General features: G+C 67.8%; 13 protein-coding genes. 6 read left to right on the top strand and 7 right to left on the bottom strand.

The window, feature by feature from the left end; translation table 11 throughout:
- Positions 1–6 precede the first annotated feature (6 nt).
- Positions 7–1845 (top strand): M3 family metallopeptidase, encoded by a 1839-nt coding sequence (locus tag AC5P9L_RS19385; RefSeq protein WP_111193513.1) that lies wholly within the window; start codon positions 7–9, stop codon positions 1843–1845.
- Positions 1846–1847: 2 nt separating this feature from the next.
- Complete coding sequence (locus tag AC5P9L_RS19390; RefSeq protein WP_062605447.1) at positions 1848–3248, top strand: TPM domain-containing protein; 1401 nt, start codon at positions 1848–1850, stop codon at positions 3246–3248.
- 1 nt (position 3249) lies between these two features.
- On the opposite strand, the gene AC5P9L_RS19395 is transcribed toward AC5P9L_RS19390, so the two are convergent.
- The 3 genes from AC5P9L_RS19395 to AC5P9L_RS19405 are packed head-to-tail and all read right to left on the bottom strand — an operon-like array spanning position 3250 to position 5896.
- Positions 3250–3921 (bottom strand): VOC family protein, encoded by a 672-nt coding sequence (locus AC5P9L_RS19395; RefSeq protein WP_099490424.1) that lies wholly within the window; start codon positions 3919–3921, stop codon positions 3250–3252.
- A 54-nt stretch (positions 3922–3975) separates the two neighbouring features.
- Positions 3976–5055: an alpha/beta hydrolase family protein gene (locus AC5P9L_RS19400; protein ID WP_088611089.1), complete on the bottom strand. Its 1080-nt coding sequence runs from the start codon at positions 5053–5055 to the stop codon at positions 3976–3978.
- 13 nt (positions 5056–5068) lie between these two features.
- Entirely contained in the window at positions 5069–5896 is an 828-nt protein-coding gene (locus AC5P9L_RS19405) for an AraC family transcriptional regulator (RefSeq protein WP_099484235.1), read from the bottom strand.
- 186 nt (positions 5897–6082) lie between these two features.
- Here AC5P9L_RS19405 and AC5P9L_RS19410 point away from each other — a divergent pair, with 186 nt between their 5' ends.
- The 3 genes from AC5P9L_RS19410 (at position 6083) to AC5P9L_RS19420 (ending at position 10405) form a co-directional block, all read left to right on the top strand.
- A complete protein-coding gene (locus AC5P9L_RS19410) occupies positions 6083–6484 on the top strand; it encodes a hypothetical protein (protein ID WP_099484234.1) in 402 nt (133 codons plus the stop codon).
- A gap of 217 nt (positions 6485–6701) precedes the next feature.
- The gene (locus tag AC5P9L_RS19415; protein WP_262101565.1) at positions 6702–9104 is read left to right on the top strand and encodes a TonB-dependent receptor plug domain-containing protein; all 2403 of its coding nucleotides are present in this window, start codon (positions 6702–6704) and stop codon (positions 9102–9104) included.
- Complete coding sequence (locus AC5P9L_RS19420) at positions 9104–10405, top strand: aminotransferase class V-fold PLP-dependent enzyme (protein WP_262101566.1); 1302 nt, start codon at positions 9104–9106, stop codon at positions 10403–10405. The genes AC5P9L_RS19415 and AC5P9L_RS19420 overlap by 1 nt, the downstream gene beginning before the upstream one ends.
- Before the next feature lie 341 nt (positions 10406–10746).
- Here the strand turns inward: AC5P9L_RS19420 and AC5P9L_RS19425 are convergent, their stop codons facing one another.
- Genes AC5P9L_RS19425 through AC5P9L_RS19440 form a run of 4 tightly spaced genes read right to left on the bottom strand, consistent with a single transcriptional unit; the run spans position 10747 to position 14619 of the window.
- Positions 10747–12261 carry an aminotransferase-like domain-containing protein gene (locus AC5P9L_RS19425; protein ID WP_262101567.1) on the bottom strand — a complete coding sequence of 505 codons (1515 nt, stop codon included), beginning with the start codon at positions 12259–12261 and terminating at the stop codon, positions 10747–10749.
- Positions 12262–12270: 9 nt separating this feature from the next.
- Positions 12271–12870 carry a DUF6436 domain-containing protein gene (locus AC5P9L_RS19430; protein ID WP_005411479.1) on the bottom strand — a complete coding sequence of 200 codons (600 nt, stop codon included), beginning with the start codon at positions 12868–12870 and terminating at the stop codon, positions 12271–12273.
- On the bottom strand, positions 12870–13148 hold the full coding sequence (locus AC5P9L_RS19435) for a hypothetical protein (RefSeq protein ID WP_005414763.1): 279 nt from the start codon (positions 13146–13148) through the stop codon (positions 12870–12872). The genes AC5P9L_RS19430 and AC5P9L_RS19435 overlap by 1 nt, the downstream gene beginning before the upstream one ends.
- 55 nt (positions 13149–13203) lie before the next feature.
- Positions 13204–14619, bottom strand: a complete 1416-nt coding sequence (locus AC5P9L_RS19440; protein WP_005411477.1) for an aminotransferase-like domain-containing protein — start codon at positions 14617–14619, stop codon at positions 13204–13206.
- Positions 14620–14802: 183 nt separating this feature from the next.
- On the opposite strand from AC5P9L_RS19440, the gene cyoA reads away from it, so the two are divergent.
- Positions 14803–15708 carry a ubiquinol oxidase subunit II gene (gene cyoA, locus AC5P9L_RS19445; RefSeq protein ID WP_049418470.1) on the top strand — a complete coding sequence of 302 codons (906 nt, stop codon included), beginning with the start codon at positions 14803–14805 and terminating at the stop codon, positions 15706–15708.

Genomic DNA, 15708 nt, shown 5'->3' on the forward strand with positions numbered 1-15708 from the left:
ACGCCGATGCAGGCTTTCAGGAAGCACGCCACCACCACCGCCATCGCAGCTGTGCTGGCGATAGCCTCCCTCAGCGGCGCCCAGGCACAGTCGGTGCATGCCGATGACCGCGCCTACTTCGCCAATGCCACCGCCGAACAGGCCGCGCGTGACGCACTGGGCAAGCGCGTCGAGGCTCTGCAGCAGGCGTCCACCGTTGCACCCGCGGAACGCTTCCGGCAGGCCGAGGTACTGGAGGCGCAGTGCCTGCGCCATCACAGCTACCTGCACCTGCAGGCCGCCCGCAATGCGCGTGATCAGCGTCCGGCCCAGGCGCTGGACCAGGTGATGGGGCTGTGCAGCCGCATTGCCCGCAGCGGCCGCGCCGCTCTGCGCGAGGCGCCCGCGGATGCGCCATGGGCAGCACCCTATGGCTTCCTGCGCGCACGCGCGTTGAAGGAGGCCGCCGCCCCGGCCAACGCCGCGCTGGATGAGGCCGTGGAGGCACTGGCCGATCCGGCGCTGGACAGCTTCGCGCGCCTGCGTGGGCAGATCCTGCGCAGCGCCGAGTACCCGCAGCTCGAGCACGGCGGCCGGCACTGGGACACGGGGCGCGACAGGCAGGCACTGGCCCGGCAGCCCGACCGCGCCCTGCGCGAGGCGGGCTGGAAGGGCTACTGGCGAGGCCTGCAATCGCGCCGTGAGCCGATGGCGTCGGTGCTGCTGGGGCTGGTGCAGGTGAATGACGCCGCGGCACGCCTGCAGGGTGACGGCTCGGCGCCGGCACATGGCTATCAGCGCATGGGCCTGGATACTGCCGCAGTGGATGCAACGCTGGTGGCGATCGAACAGCATGCGGAAGACCGCCGCGCCTACCAGGAGATGCTGCTGCACCACGCTGCGCGATCGGGCATCGACGCGCCGCAGATCTGGGATACCACGGTGCCCGATGCCGGCTACACGCCACCGATGCTGACGCTGGCGCAGCTGCGCGACAACGCCGCCGATGCCATGCAGCACCTGGGCCCGGCGTACGTCGCTGAACTGCGCGCGCTGCTCGATCCGGCCAGCCACCGCATGGATCTGGCCACCGAACGCGGTGACCGCAGCCAGGACGCGTTCTCCGTGAGCGCTCCCGGTGTGCCGGCAATGCTGTTCGTTGGTGTCCGCAGCGGGGACCTGGAAAGCGATGTCGAGATCGCCCATGAAGCTGGCCATGCCCTGCACGGCGAGTGGATGCAGCGGGGTCATGCGTCGCCGCTGCAGCGCAATGGCAGCCAGTGGCTGACCGAGGCGTTCGCGATCTACAACGAGCTGCGCTTCCGCGACCAGCTGTACCAGCAGGCACAGGACCCGCGTGCCAAGGCCTACTACCTGAAATCGCTGCTGGACGACATGGTGCTGCAGCTGTTCACCTCATCCGAGGAAGCGCAGCTGGAGCAGTCGATCTACCAGGGCGTTGCCGCCGGCACGCTGGGCACCGCCGATGACCTGGACGCGCTGACCGGGCGGGTGCTCGCACGCTTCGGCCAGCAACCGGAGCGCTACCCGCAGCTGCGCAACGCCTGGATCGGCAAGCGCCTGATGTATGAAGACCCGAACTATCTGGTGAACTACCTGTATGCGGGTCTGCTGGCCGTGCAGTTGTATGTGCAGGACCAGCGCGATCCCGAGGGGTTCCGTGCGCGCTATCTTGCCGTGCTTGGCGAGGGCTTCGATCGCGCGCCGAACGAGCAGGTGGCGCAGCTGTTGGGGCACGCGCCTGACTGGGCGGCCCTGGTGGATGCCGATCTGCAGGTGCTCAACCAGGCGGTCGCGCAACTGCAGGCGCTGCATGCGCGGATCGAGGCAGGGCAGGGTACGTGAGCCTGCTGCGCAGGATGACGTGCACCTGGGCCACGGCATGGCTGTTGATGCTGTTGTGCCTGTTGCCGAGGGTGGTGATGGCCGGTGCTGCAGTCCCTGCGCTGGATGATCCGGTGGTGGACGCCGCCAACGCACTTTCGGCGGATACCCGCGACAAACTGCGCACGCAGGCATTCCAGTTGCAGGCGCGCACCGGCGCGCAGCTGCAGGTGATGGTAGTCAACCATGTTGGCGACGAAGGCATCGAAGCTTACGCACAGCGGGTGTTCGACCAGTGGCAGCTGGGCCGCGAAGGCGTTGACGATGGCGTGCTGCTGCTTGTGGCCGTGCAGGACCGCCGTGTACGCATCCAGACCGGCTACGGCCTGGAGGGCGCGATACCCGATGCCTATGCCGCCCGCATCATCGACAAGGCGATCGTGCCGCGTTTCCGCGATGGCGACCTTGACCAGGGCGTGCTGGATGGAACGAAGATCATAGTGGCGCTGATCGATGGCGAGGACCTGCCGGCATCGGAAGCGCCATCGATGCGCAACGTGCTGCCGCCCGATTGGCGCAGCGCGGACTCGGTGGTTGCACTGACGCTGCTGGCCGGCTTCCTTGCGGGTCTGTGGCGCTCGCCGCCCTCGGCGCAGGCGGCCAGGATGCCGGACGACTTCGCACGCAGGCATCGCGAGCGCCGGCGTGGAGCGCCGCGCGAGGTCACCACGGCGCAGGCGCACCCGGAGCGATTGCCGGCCTGGGCCCGCCCGCTGCTGGTGACGGCCGTGGTGGCCGCGGGCGTGCTGGCGGCGGCCATGTGGGCGCCACGCCAGGCACTGGCAGCGCTCTGCATCGTGTTGGCGTTGTGCGTACCGGTGGCGAGCCTGCTTGGCTGGTGCTGGCACCGCAGTCGCGGTGTGCGCGTGGTGCTGCTCGGCATGCTCGGGGTCAGTTCGGGGTTCTTCGTGGTGATGGTGGTGCGTGGCCAGTTGCCACCCAGTCTGGCCCTGCACACGTTGCTGGACCTGGCGGTCGGCATCGTGGCCATGCTGGTGTTCTTCCTCGTACAGGCGTGCCGCGCGCGCTGGCACAAGGACCGCAGCAGCTTCGGGGTGAGGTGCGCAGTGCTGTTGCTGCTGACTGCGGGCTACGTGCTCTTCGCACTGCTGGCCATCGATCGCGCCGGCCCGGTTGCGCGCCTCGCCACGACGATCGGGTGGAGTGCCGGCACGCTCGTGCTGTACTTCACCTGGATCTTCACCATGCTGCCAGGTGAGAAGGCTCGCGGCAGCCGCAGATCATCCGGCGGCCACCGCAGCGCGTCCAGTTCGTCATCCAGCAGTTCGTCGTCGAGCAGCTCCAGCAGTTGGTCCGGAGGCGGCGGCCGCAGCGGCGGAGGCGGCGCGTCGGGCAGCTGGTAGATCAGGTCGCCTGCACACGCCAGCCGAGTGCAGCGTCCTCCACAACGCCCGGGCCGGCCACGTCGCCGACCTGCAGCAACAGCCCCTGCGCATTGGGCAGGTCCTTCTGCTCGGGGAACCAGCGCCGGTCCGCAGCGACCACGATCAGCAGCCCTTCGTCGTCGCCCATCGGCGCGAACTGCGGCGAAGGCGGGCTGATCGGTTGCAGGCCAAACCGCAGGCTGGACTGTTCGCGCACAGCATCGACATCGTGGCTGGGCAGGCCGACCTCGCTCAGGCAGGTCAGTTCGCTGCCGTGGAAGGCGCCCTGATGCGTACTGTCGGGCAAGCGGCGGCGGCCGATCAGTTCCAGGATCAAGCCATCGGGGCCAGTGAAGTACACCGACTGCGATTGCCAGCTGCTTTCCAGCGCAAAGTAGTCCAGCCCCGCCGGATTACGCTGCAGTGGCGTGCGCTCGCGTAGCCACGTCATCGCCTCGCCGAAGCGGTTGTCCGGCACGTTGAAGGCCAGGTGCACGCCTCCGAGCGGACGTCCTTCAGCGGGCTGCAGTTCGATCGTGCTCCAGCCGATGTGCACATGGGGGCCGATCACGCGCTGCTGCAGCACATCGTGGAAGTAGCTGGCCACGGCACCGACGTCGGAGACCGGCAGGGTGAGGTGCAGCAGGCGCATGATCGTTCCTCCGTGGACGCGACCACTGTAGCGCCGGGCGTAGTGCGAAGGCCACTAGCGCAGTGAATGGTCGAAGAACCGTATCGCTGCATCCAATGCCTGCGCGTGGGTCTGTGCCTTTGGCACCGACGTAGTGCACAGGTCCTGCAGCTGCTGCTGCCCGGTCTCTGTGCACGCGGCCAGGAAATCATAGTGGCCCACATCGGCCAAGCGCTGCAGTTCCGCGCCCGGAATCAGGGCCCCGGCGGCCGCGCCATTGCTCTGTGGAGGTGCAACCGCGTCCGCTTCGCCCAGCACGATCGAAACCGGCTGCCGCAACGAGGACAGCTGCTCGGGCGCAAATGCCTGCACGATCGCTGGCGCCAGCAGGAATACCGCGCGCACGCCGGGGATCGCGCGCGATTCGTTGGCGCGGGAGATCCATGGCAACAGTTCCGGCGAGCTTGCAGCGGTAATACGGGCTTCCATCGTGTGCGTGGCGGCTTCCTGTTGGGGCCGGCAGACACCGTCATCCGGATGCGTGGTGCAGAAGGCCAGCAGTCGTTGCAGGTCCGGTCGTGCACCGGCGGCCAGCAGCGCGGTGTAGCCACCGGCGGAGAATCCGACGACACCCAGACGCTCGGCGTCGACGTGGGGACCGAGCACGGGATCAGCCTGTACTGCCACCAGCGCGGCGCGCAGATCATCCGCGCGCAGCCAGGTCAGCACGCTGCCGGGCAGGGTCATCTCGTCGGCACCGTTGTTGCCGGGATGATCGACCGCGATCACCAGATAACCGTTCCGCGCCAGCGCCGTGCCCAACCAGCCCATCATGCGCGCGCTGCCGCCGTTGCCATGCGAGAGCAGCAGGGTCGGCAGGCGATCACCCACCACCGGCGCATCCATTGCGGCACGGCCGACGTCGAACAGCGGCGCATCGGGTGGTCCGAGGGTCAGCGCGGTTTCCCGGCTGCCGGCCTGTGCGGGGTACCAGACCGTGTAGCGCAGGGTGTCTCGGTGCTGCGCGTCGCGCACGGCGGCGCCGGCCGCCGACGTCGTGCCATGGCGCTCGCCGGCCGCCCTGGATTCGCGGGCAGCCGCGGTGGTCGCCAGGCACATCAGCATCGTTCCCAGCACAGCGGCGGTCATGCGCATCTTCAACTCCTTGTCAGCGAGGGCGTTCGTCCACCGGCAACCAGATCTCCACGCCGCCGTTGCCGGTGTGCTCGTCGAAGCGGGTGTCGTAGCGCTCCAGATCGGGTGCATTGGCCAGGCTGAGGCCGGAGCCGGGCAGGTAGTGATCCAGCAACCAGAACCAGGTCGAGCGGATGGCCGAGATGTGTCCGCCGTGCCAGGCCACCAGGTAGCGGCGCGCCGGGATGTCCACGCGCCGCCAGTGCGCAGGCACGCTCGGCACCGCGCTTGCCGGCAGAGCCGCGATGTAATCGAAGCCGCCATCGTCATCACTGTTGCAGCACACGCCGAAGCTGATCGGCGCCGGCGCCGGCCATTCCCGATTGAGCTGCGCCCACTGCCCGGGTATCGCACCGCCACTGTCGCGGGTATGCCGCATGCCGATGCCCGTCACCTGGAAAGCGGGCGTGTCGAGCAGTCGCGGCGCCTCACCGCAGGGCGCCGGCGCATCGTCCACGCGGATCGCCTGTACCAGCGCCAGGCCATCGGTGCCCTGTTCGCGTACCCGTTCCGGCGTCTGCCCGAACTGTTCGTTGAAGGCGCGGGTGAACGCGGCATGGGTGGTATAGCCGGCTCCCAGCGCGACCTGCAGGATATCCCCCGCCCCGTCGGCCAACCGCTGCGCCGCAGCGGTCAGGCGCCGTCCCCGCAGGTAGCGCACCACCGAGGTGCCAGTGCGGGCCTGGAACAGGCGTGACAGATGAAACGGCGACAGGCCAGCCGCAGCGGCGATATCGGCCAGCGCCAATGGCTGGTCCGCATGGGTTTCGATGTACCACAACGCCTTGCCTGCCGCGCTCATCCTGCCGTTCCCCGCATCCAATGCCGGCACAGTAGCGGATCGGCAGGCGCGGCGTTTAGCAGTTCTTGCGCTGCCGGGGCTTTGCGTCTGCCTGCGTACCGGCAACAATGCGTGCTTCATGGACGTGATGAGGGGCAGGGAGATGCGATCGACGACGTGGGATGCCAGGCCAGCGGAGCCCGGCCGATGATCGAGATGATCGAAATGCTGCTTGCCCTATGGGTACTTCCCAGTCTGTTGACCCTGGCGCTGATGCTGCTGATGTTGTTCGGCGCGCCACGGTGGCGCGGCAATCCCTGGGTGTACCGTGTCGGCTTCGCGTTGCTGGGCGGGTTTCTGACACCGACGTTGTTGGGGGCCGGTCACGGTGGGTTGCCGTGCGCGACTATCGGCGGGCTGGTGATGATACTGACGCAGCTGCAATGGATCGGCGATCTGCAGGTCGACTTCATGGGGATCGGGATTCGCAACAGGGGCATCTGGATCATGTCCACCCCCGCCTTGATGGTGTTCGCCGCCATGATGTTCGTTCCGCTGCGAACGGCACGGCCGGCCCGTTTCGGCTTTGGCGACGACGCCAACGGCTAGCCGCAGTGTGCGGGGATGGGGCGTGGGTCTTCATTGCCACCCATGCATGGCGTGTATCTACGGATGAGCCCTGGCAGGGGCCAACCTTGGTCGGCGCATCAAGCTGTCGTACTGACGTCATGCCTCCTTCACACATCGCGCCGAGACTGCGCGCCTTGTCCAGGCCTGTTGTGTCCGCACAGGTGCTGGCCCTGTCGCGTCCTCCCGGAGCCCTGCCGTGTATCGTTCGAAGCTTTCGCGTTCCATCCTCCTTGCCCTTTCCATGGCCAGCGCAGGAGGCGCGATCGCAGCGGAAGCCGATGCGGTCGATGCCGCAGGCGGCAACCGCGCCGCACCCACCCAGCTCGACGCGATGCTGGTCACCGGTACCCGCGCGTCCAACCGCACTCAGTTCGAAACACTGGCGCCGGTGGACGTGTTCACCAAGGAAGACATCACGTCCGTCGAATCCACCGACCTGAAGGACGTGCTGGCCCAGCTGGTGCCGTCGTTCGTGGTGCAGCGCCTGCCGATGGCCGACGGCCAGGTGTTCGTGCGCCCGGCCACCCTGCGTGGCCTGTCGCCGGACCAGACCCTGGTGCTGGTCAACGGCCGCCGCTTCCACCGCAGCGCGCTGCTCGGCAACCGTGGTGCACAGGCGGCCGACCTTGCACAGATTCCGACCAGCGCGATCAAGCGCATCGAAGTGCTGCGCGACGGCGCATCGGCGCAGTACGGCTCGGACGCCATCGCCGGTGTCATCAACATCATCCTCGAGGATGGTCCGGGCACCGAGATCACCGCCGGCTATTCGCAGTACGCGCAGGGCGACGGTGCCTCCCGCGATTTCAGTGCGCGCACCGGCTGGTCGCTGGGCGACTATGGCAGCCTGGTGCTGTTCGCTGAATCCTCCAATTCCGATGCCACCTCGCGCACCCGCCAGCGCCCCGATGCCATCGCCTTCCAGGCCGCGCATCCCGAGCTGGACGTTCCCAACCCGGTGCAGCGCTGGGGCCAGCCGGAGCTGGAAAGCCGCCGCGTCGGCTTCAACGTGAAGGCCAACGCCAGCGAGACGCTGGAGCTCTATGCCTTCGGCCTGTACAGCCACAGCGATGGCGTCAGTGATTTCAACTGGCGCAACCCGGACACCACCACCGGCGCGTACCGCACCACCTCCATCTTCCCTGGCTGGAACCTGCGCTTGCTGTATCCGGTCGGCTTCAGCCCGCAGTACGGCAACGTCCAGAACGACCTGCAGCTGGTCGGTGGCCTGCGCGGTGAGATCACGCCGAAGCTGCGCTGGGATGTAAGCGCCTCGTATGGCCGCAATGCCATCGACTACAGCCTGAAGAATTCGATCAACGCCTCGCTGGGTCCCGCCAGCCCGACCGCGTTCGATCTCGGCCGCCTGACCCAGACCGAGAAGAACGCCAACGCCGACTTCAACTACGAATGGGACGTGGCCGCGCTGTCCAAGCCGATCAACGTTGCCTTTGGTGGCGAGTTCCGCCAGGAGACCTACCAGGTGCGCGCCGGTGACCCGGCCTCGTACGCGGTGGGTCCGGGCGCGGCCGCGGGCCTGGAAGCCAACTCCAATGGCGCGCCGGGCTTCTCGGCCAGCCAGGCCGGGCAGTGGAACCAGCGCAGCAAGGCCGCCTACGTGGACATGGAGGTGCCGCTGGGTGAGCGCTGGAGCATCGGTGCGGCCAGCCGTTACGAGGACTTCTCCAGCTTCGGCAGCACACTGGATGGCAAGCTGTCGGCGCGCTTTGCGATCACCCCGGACGTGGCCCTGCGCGGTACCGTGTCCAGCGGCTTCCGCGCACCGACGCCGGCGCAGCTCAACACCACCAGCACCGCCCAGGGCCTGGACACGCGCACGCTGCAGATCTTCACCAGTGGCCGCCTGTCGCCGAACGATCCGCTGGCGCAGCTGCTTGGAGCCAAGCCGTTGAAGCCGGAAGAATCGCGCACCGCCTCGCTGGGCCTGACCTGGCGCACCGACCTGGGCCTGTCCGGCTCGGTGGATGTCTACCAGATCAAGCTCACCGACCGCTTCAGCCAGTCGGCCAGCTTCGCCATTCCGGCCGGTACGCCCAATCCACTGGGCTACACCTCGGTGAACTACTTCACCAACGACTTCGATACCACCACCACCGGCGTGGACGTGGTCGGCAACTACCTGCGTGATCTCGGCGCCGGCCGCATGACGCTGACCCTGGCCTACAACTACAACCGTACACGCGTGGACAACGGCAGCACCTCGGTGGCCACCAATGAGACCCAGCGCGTGCTGTTCGAAGATCGCCTGCCCGAGCACAAGGGAAGTCTGACCAGCAGCTGGGACATCGGTGCCTGGTCGCTGATGGCGCGCATGCGCTACTACGGCGCCTGGACCGATTCCAGCGGCAACGCGGTGGGCGACATCTACCAGCGCTTCGGTGCGATGAGCTTCCTCGACCTGGCCGTGGGCTATCGCATCAACGAGCACCACAGCCTGCGCGTGGGCGCCGACAATGTGTTCGATCGCTACCCGGATGAGGCCACGTTCCAGGCCAGCCGTGGCCTGGTCTACTCGCGCAACGCGCCGTACGACACCGACGGTGCCAACCTGTACGCGCAGTACCGGCTGACCTTCTGATGGACGCTCGTCGTCGTTCCCTGCTGCGCGCCGGCACACTGCTGCCGGCCGCAGCTGCACTGTCTTCACTGCCTGCCAGCGCCGCTGCGCGTTACGCTTCGCCGATGGAGATTCCCTCGACGACCGTGGCGCCGGACGTGCTGGCCCGCGATGAAGGCTACTGGGCCGCCGTGGCCAGCCACTTCGACATCACCGATGAAGTGAACCACCTGGAGAACGGCTACTGGGGCGCGATGGGTCGCGAGACGCTGGCCAGCTACCAGCGCCACACCACTGAAGTGAACCGTGGCAACGCCTGGTATGGGCGCCGCGCGTTTCCGGCGCAATACATGGCGGTGCAGCGAGAGGTAGCCGAACTGCTGGGTGTGGGTGCTGATGAGATCGCACTGACGCGGGGGGCCACCGAGGCGATGCTGGCGCTGATCGGTGGCTACAACCGCCTGCAGCCCGGCGACCAGGTGTTGTATGCCGACATCGACTACGACAGCATGATCGGCGCGATGCGCTGGCTGCAGCAGCGTCGCGGCGTGCAGGTCGAGCGTATCGCGCTACCGGCCGTGCCCGACCACGCGCAGATCCTGCAGGCCTACGAGGCCGCGTTCGCGCGGTTGCCGCGCCTGAAACTGGTGCTGCTGACCCAGGTCAGCCATCGCCATGGGCTGGTGCTGCCGGTGGCCGAGATCGCCGAGCGTGCGCGGGCACGCGGTATCGATGTGATCGTTGATGCTGCCCATGGTTTCGGTCAGATCGACTACGCCGTGCCGGATCTGAAAGCTGACTTCGTGGGCATCAATCTGCACAAATGGATCGGCGCGCCGGTCGGCGTCGGCGCGATGTACGTGCGCAAGGGGCGCGTGGCGGACCTGGACCCGTACATGGGCGAGACCGATGATGGCCGTGTCGGCAGCCGCGTGCACACCGGTACGGTCAACTTCGCCGCCTACCTGGCACTGCCGGAGGCGATTGCCCTGCATCAGCGCGTAGGTGTGGCCAACAAGCAGGCGCGGCTGCGCTACCTGCGCGAGCGCTGGACCGTGCCAGCGCGGAAGATGGCGCACATCGAGGTGCTGTCCTCGCCGAACCCGGCGCTGGCCAGTGCGCTGGCCAGCTTCCGCCTGCGCGGGCGCACCAGCGTGGCTGACAACCTCGCGCTGCAGAAGCGCCTGCTGGATGAGCATCGGATTTTCACCACGTATCGCGATGGCCTGGACTCGGGTGCCTGTGTACGCGTGACGCCATCGGTGTTCACCCGGCCGGAGCAGATGGATGCGCTGGTGAAGGCCCTCTCCGCCTTGGCCTGACCCTGCTTTGGTGGGTGCCAACCTTGGTTGGCACATTCCAACCGTGCCGGGGAATCTTCCGCCGGCCAGCGGCCGGCGCTACCGGTCGGGTGGGTGCCGACTGTTGGTCGGCACATCCCATTCCACGATCTACCTCCGATCTGGTGGGTGCCAACCTTGGTTGGCACATTCCAACCGTGCCGGGGAATCTTCCGCCGGCCAGCAGCCGGCACTACCGGTCGGGTGGGTGCCAACTGTTGGTTGGCACATTCCAACCGTGCCGGGGAATCTTCCGCCGGCCAGCGGCCGGCACTACCGGTCGGGTGGGTGCCGACCGTTGGTAGGCACATCCCATTCCAGGGCTACCGCTCGATCGCCGGCAACGCATCGGACAACAACAACCGATCAATCCGTCGCAGCGCACTCTCCAGCTGTCGGCGGTCCGCCGCCAGCCCGAGCGACAACCGCACGCCGCTCTGGTGCGAGACCCCTGGCGGACAGAACGCCGAAGACGGCGCAATCGCCAGCCCCTGCAGCTGTGCGGTACGCACCAGCGTGGCGTCGGTCCACGGCGCCGGCACCCGGCACCAGGCATGCAGGCCTTCCGCGCGCTGCAGCAGCGATGGCGCCAGCAGGTAGCGCGCCATGCGCATGCGCTCGCGTGCCTCGGTGCGCACCTGGGCCAGCAGTGACTGCGCCGAACCATCCAGCAGCAGCTGGCTGGCCAACGCCGAGACCAGCGGATGGCCCATCAGCCGCGTCGCCCGCAATGCAGCCGTCATCGCCTCGGCGTGCGCAGCGCTTGGGCACTGCACGAACGCAGTGCGCAGGCCGGGGCTGATCACCTTCGACAGCGTCGCCACGTAGAACACATGACGCGGTGCCAGTGCCGCCAGCGGTGTCGGTGCATCCTCGGCGAGGTGCCAGTAAGGATCGTCTTCGATCGCCAGCAGGCCTTCGCGCTCCAGCACGCGTGCCAGCGCTTCGCGCCGCTGCAGCGGCAGGGTCAGCGCGGTCGGGTTCTGGCAGGTGGGGTTGAGATAGACCAACCGCGCGCCGCTTTCGCGTGCCAGCCGGGCCAGCGCATCGGGGCACATGCCATGTTCGTCGCTGTCCACTGGCAGCAGCCGTCGGCCCAGTGCAGCGGCGGCCTGCAGCAGGCCGGGATAGACCAGCGCATCGCAGAGGATCGCATCATCGTCGCGGCCCTGGCTGACCAGGATCGCGGCAAGCGCCACCTGGGCGCCTTCGGTCAGCAGCAGGCAGGCGTCGTCCACCTTTCCCAGCATCGGTTGCAGCCAGCGCGCCGCTGCATGTCGGTCGGTCGGGTTGCCACCGCCCAGGTGGTAGGTCATCAGGTTCGGTGCATTGCTGCGCGCAAGCACGGCGGCCGCACCGCGGCGCAGCGTCTCGGCCAGCGCATCGGCATCGGGCACCGGCGGCACGTTCATGCTCAGGTCCACCGCCTGGTCGAAGCCGGCCTTGGGCGGTGCGATGAAACTGCCTTGTGGTCCGCGTGCTTCGATCAGGCCGCGCTTGCGTGCTTCATCGAAGGCGCGGGTGACCGTGGTCAGGTCGATGCCGAGCTGCTGCGCCAACGCGCGCTGCGAGGGCAGGCGCTGTCCGGGTGCGAGGCCGCCACGGCGCACCGTGCGTTCCAGCGAATTGACGATGCGCAGGTAGATCGGCCCGTTGTGCGCGAGCACGTCCTGCACCCATTCGCGCGCTGCGACATCCGGTCGCGGCATGTACGGAGCATGTCGGGGCGTATCGTTGCTTCCAACGGCGGGAGCCTGTCCATAACCATCGGTCGGTTCGGACAGGTGACCGCCGTTGTTGTTTGCGGCGGCCGCACCGGCCAGCGTCAGTGATGTCATTGCGCGTCCTCAGCGCTTGGCCTGCCAGGGGCAGTAGCAGCCCACGGCAAGCAGTCCCTTTGGGCGCACGGTCTCGCCGCGCACCAGTCTGTCCAGCAGCGGTTCGACAAAGCTGTTGGCCGAGTTGCAGACCATGCCGATGCTGTACGGCCCGGCATAGGCGAGGTGGCCCTGGCGATCCCAGATGGCTACGGCGGGGCTGGCCGGGATGTGTTCGATGCCATCAATGGTCGGCAGGTTGATCACCTTGTTGCGCAGCGGCTCGGGCAGCTCGCCCTGGGTACCGGGGCGGCGGATCGCATAGAAGTCGATGCCGGCGCGGCGGTACATGCTGATCAGGTAGCTCAGGTGCGCACCGGTCTCGCGGTTGCACACGCTGCAGGCCGGGTCCCAGAAATGCACCACGCGGATGCGGCCGGTATCACCGGCCAGATCGGCCGGCAGGCGCAGCTGCGAATCGTCGAAGACGATGGCCTGTTCGGTGAAGGTGGACTGCGCGCTGTAGCCGAAGTACTGCCACAGCGCAGCCGCGACGCCAGCCATGAACAGGCAGGCGAGGGCGATCATCGTCGGCAGCAGCCTGCGGCGACGCGGCGCGGCTGCGCCCATCAGGAATCTTCCCGGCCGAACTTGTGCACGTACTGCTTGCGCATCTCGCGGCAGGAATCGGCCTGCGCGCGGCGCTGGATCTCGCTACGCGACGGATCCTCGCTGCGCTGCACGCACTGCTCGATGGCGTGGCGTTCGGCGGCCTGCACGTCCACGGTCTGCGGCTGCAGGCAGACCCAGGCCAGCGCGGCCAGCATCAACACCACAAAGCCACCGCACCCGGCCATCACCAGGTGGAACTTCAGTTTCTCGGCGCGCATCGATGCACGTCCCTTCATCCATACATTGCATACAAAATATCATCTTGTATGGATGAAGTGCCATGCACCCGGTTCAGACGATGGCGTTGTGCCGGGCCTCGGGGGCTTCGGACAGAATCTCGTTCAGCTTGGCCAGCGCCCCGGCCAGCGCGCCCTGGTCGACCGCGCCGCCCAGCGACAGGCGGATCGCGTTGCCAGGCGGCGGCTCTTCCACGCTGAAGGCATCCGAGCTGGCGATGCCCAGGCCCTGTTCCTGTGCGGCCTGGATCAACCGGTACTGGTCCAGCCGTGGCGGCAGCGGCAGCCACACATGCAGGCCGGCCGGATGCGCCTGGGCGCTGGGCGGCAGGAACTGCGCGGCAATCGCCTGGCGCTCGCGCAGTTCCTGCTGGAAGCGCTGCACCATGTCCCGGGCCTGGCCGCTGCGGATCCACTGCGACGCCACCGCCACCATCGACTGGGTCGGCATCAGTGCGATCGCACGCAGGGCGTCCAGCACCGGTTCCATCGGCTCGCCGGCCGGCACCACCAGGTAGGCGGTGCGCAGGCCCGGCGCCAGGCACTTGGACAGGGTGGAGATGTAATACACCGGGCAACCGGCGTCGCGGTGGGCGGCCAGCGGTGGCGCGGCGTCACCGGCCAGCAACCAGTAGGGATCGTCTTCGATCACGGTCAGATCGTGGCGCTCCGCCACCGCCAGCAGGGCCTGCCGGCGCTGCGCCGACATCGTTGCCGTGGTCGGGTTCTGGATGGTCGGCACCAGGTACAGCAGGCGCGGGCGGCGTAGCTGGCAGGCCTCCTCCAGCGCGTCCGGCAGCATGCCCTCGGCGTCCATCGCCACCGGCACCACGCCCCGCTGCAGCACGCGCGCGGCGGCCAGCAGGCCCGGGTAGGTCAGCTGCTCAGCGGCGATCAGCTCGCCCGGCTGGGTGCGGGCCAGGATCAGCGCGCACAGCGCGGTCTGCGCGCCCGGGCAAATCACCACCTGGTCGGCGCCGACCGTGCCCAGCATTGGCGCCAGCCACTGCACGGCGGCGGCGCGGTCCTCACGGGTGCCGGCGCCGACGTGATAGCTCATCAGTTCGCCCTGGCCCAGCTGCTGGCCCACGTGCTGGAAGCCGGCCTCCATGCCCTGTGCGAACGGCGCGCTGCCCAGCAGCGGCGGGATGTTCATGCTCAGGTCCACCGAGGTGCTGCGGTTGCCGGCCGACAGCGCGATGAAGGTGCCGCCGGCGCCCTGCGCGTCGAGCAGGCCGGCCTGGCGCAGCTCGGCGAAGGCGCGGGTGACCGTGGTCAGGTCCACGCCCACCTGCTGGGCCAGGTCGCGCTGCGGCGGCAGGCGGTCGCCCGGGCGCAGCACGCCGTCATCCACCGCCTCGCGCACCTGCTGGGCAATCTGCAGGTACAGCGGGCCGGCGCCCTCGCGGAAGGGGCGAACCCAGGTGCGATTGGGGTGTTTCAGGCGGCGGCCGGCGGCAGGTGGCGTCATCGGTCAGTTTTTTCCATACGTACAGATGCACAAGTCCATACAATAATGTATCTTGTATGGGCTTGATTGGAGTGGTTCGCCTGCTTGTAGGCGACCTCGTACCCACAGTGTAGCCGCTCCACGCCCGGGCGCTGCGCGCAGGCGAGCCGGTCAAGCGCGCTTCTTCAACAGGGTTGACCTCCAATGAATATCTGCTGGAACCGCATCCGCCTGGCGCTGGTCGCCCTGGCCTGCGTCGGCCTGTCGGGCTGTGACTGGGTGCTGCTGGATTCGAAGGGCATGGTCGGGCTCGCCCAGCGCGACCTGATCCTGATCTGCATCGGCCTGATGCTGATCGTGGTGATACCGGCCATCGTGCTGACCTTCGTATTCGCCTGGCGCTACCGCGCTGGCAACACCAAAGCGAAATACACGCCGGACTGGTCGCACTCCACCAAGGTGGAAATCGTGGTCTGGGGCGTGCCGCTGATCATCATCGCGGTGCTGGCGGTGATCGTGTGGAAGTCGACCCACGAGCTGGACCCGTACAAGCCGCTGGACGTGGCCGGTGAGCCGCTGCACGTGGACGTGATCGCCACCGACTGGAAGTGGGTGTTCGTGTACCCGGACCTGGGCATCGCCACGGTCAACCAGCTCAACTTCCCGGCCAACCGCCCGCTGGCGTTCAACATCACCTCCAACTCGACGATGAATACCTTTTTCATCCCGCAGCTGGGAGGGCAGATCTACGCGATGGCCGGCATGCGCACGCAGCTGCACCTGATCGCCAACGAGCCCGGCCAGTTCCGTGGCATGTCCGGCAACTACAGCGGGCATGGCTTCTCGAACATGAAGTTCATCGCCACCGCCAGCAGCAACGAAGACTTCGATCGCTGGGTGGCCGAGGTGCGCAGCGCGCCGGACGCGCTCAGCTTCACGCAGTTCAAGGCGCTGGCCGCGCCGTCGAAGAACGCACCGGTGCAGCACTTCTCCAGTGTTGAACCGCTGCTGTTCAAGAAGGTCATCGACCAGTTCATCGGCGTCGGTGAGAACACCGCTGCTGCTACCCCGGCGGGCGCTGCCGGCGGTGCCCAGGTTTCCCAGGAGTAA

The sequence above is a fragment of the Stenotrophomonas sp. YJH_SMC_64 genome, from assembly GCF_059371375.1.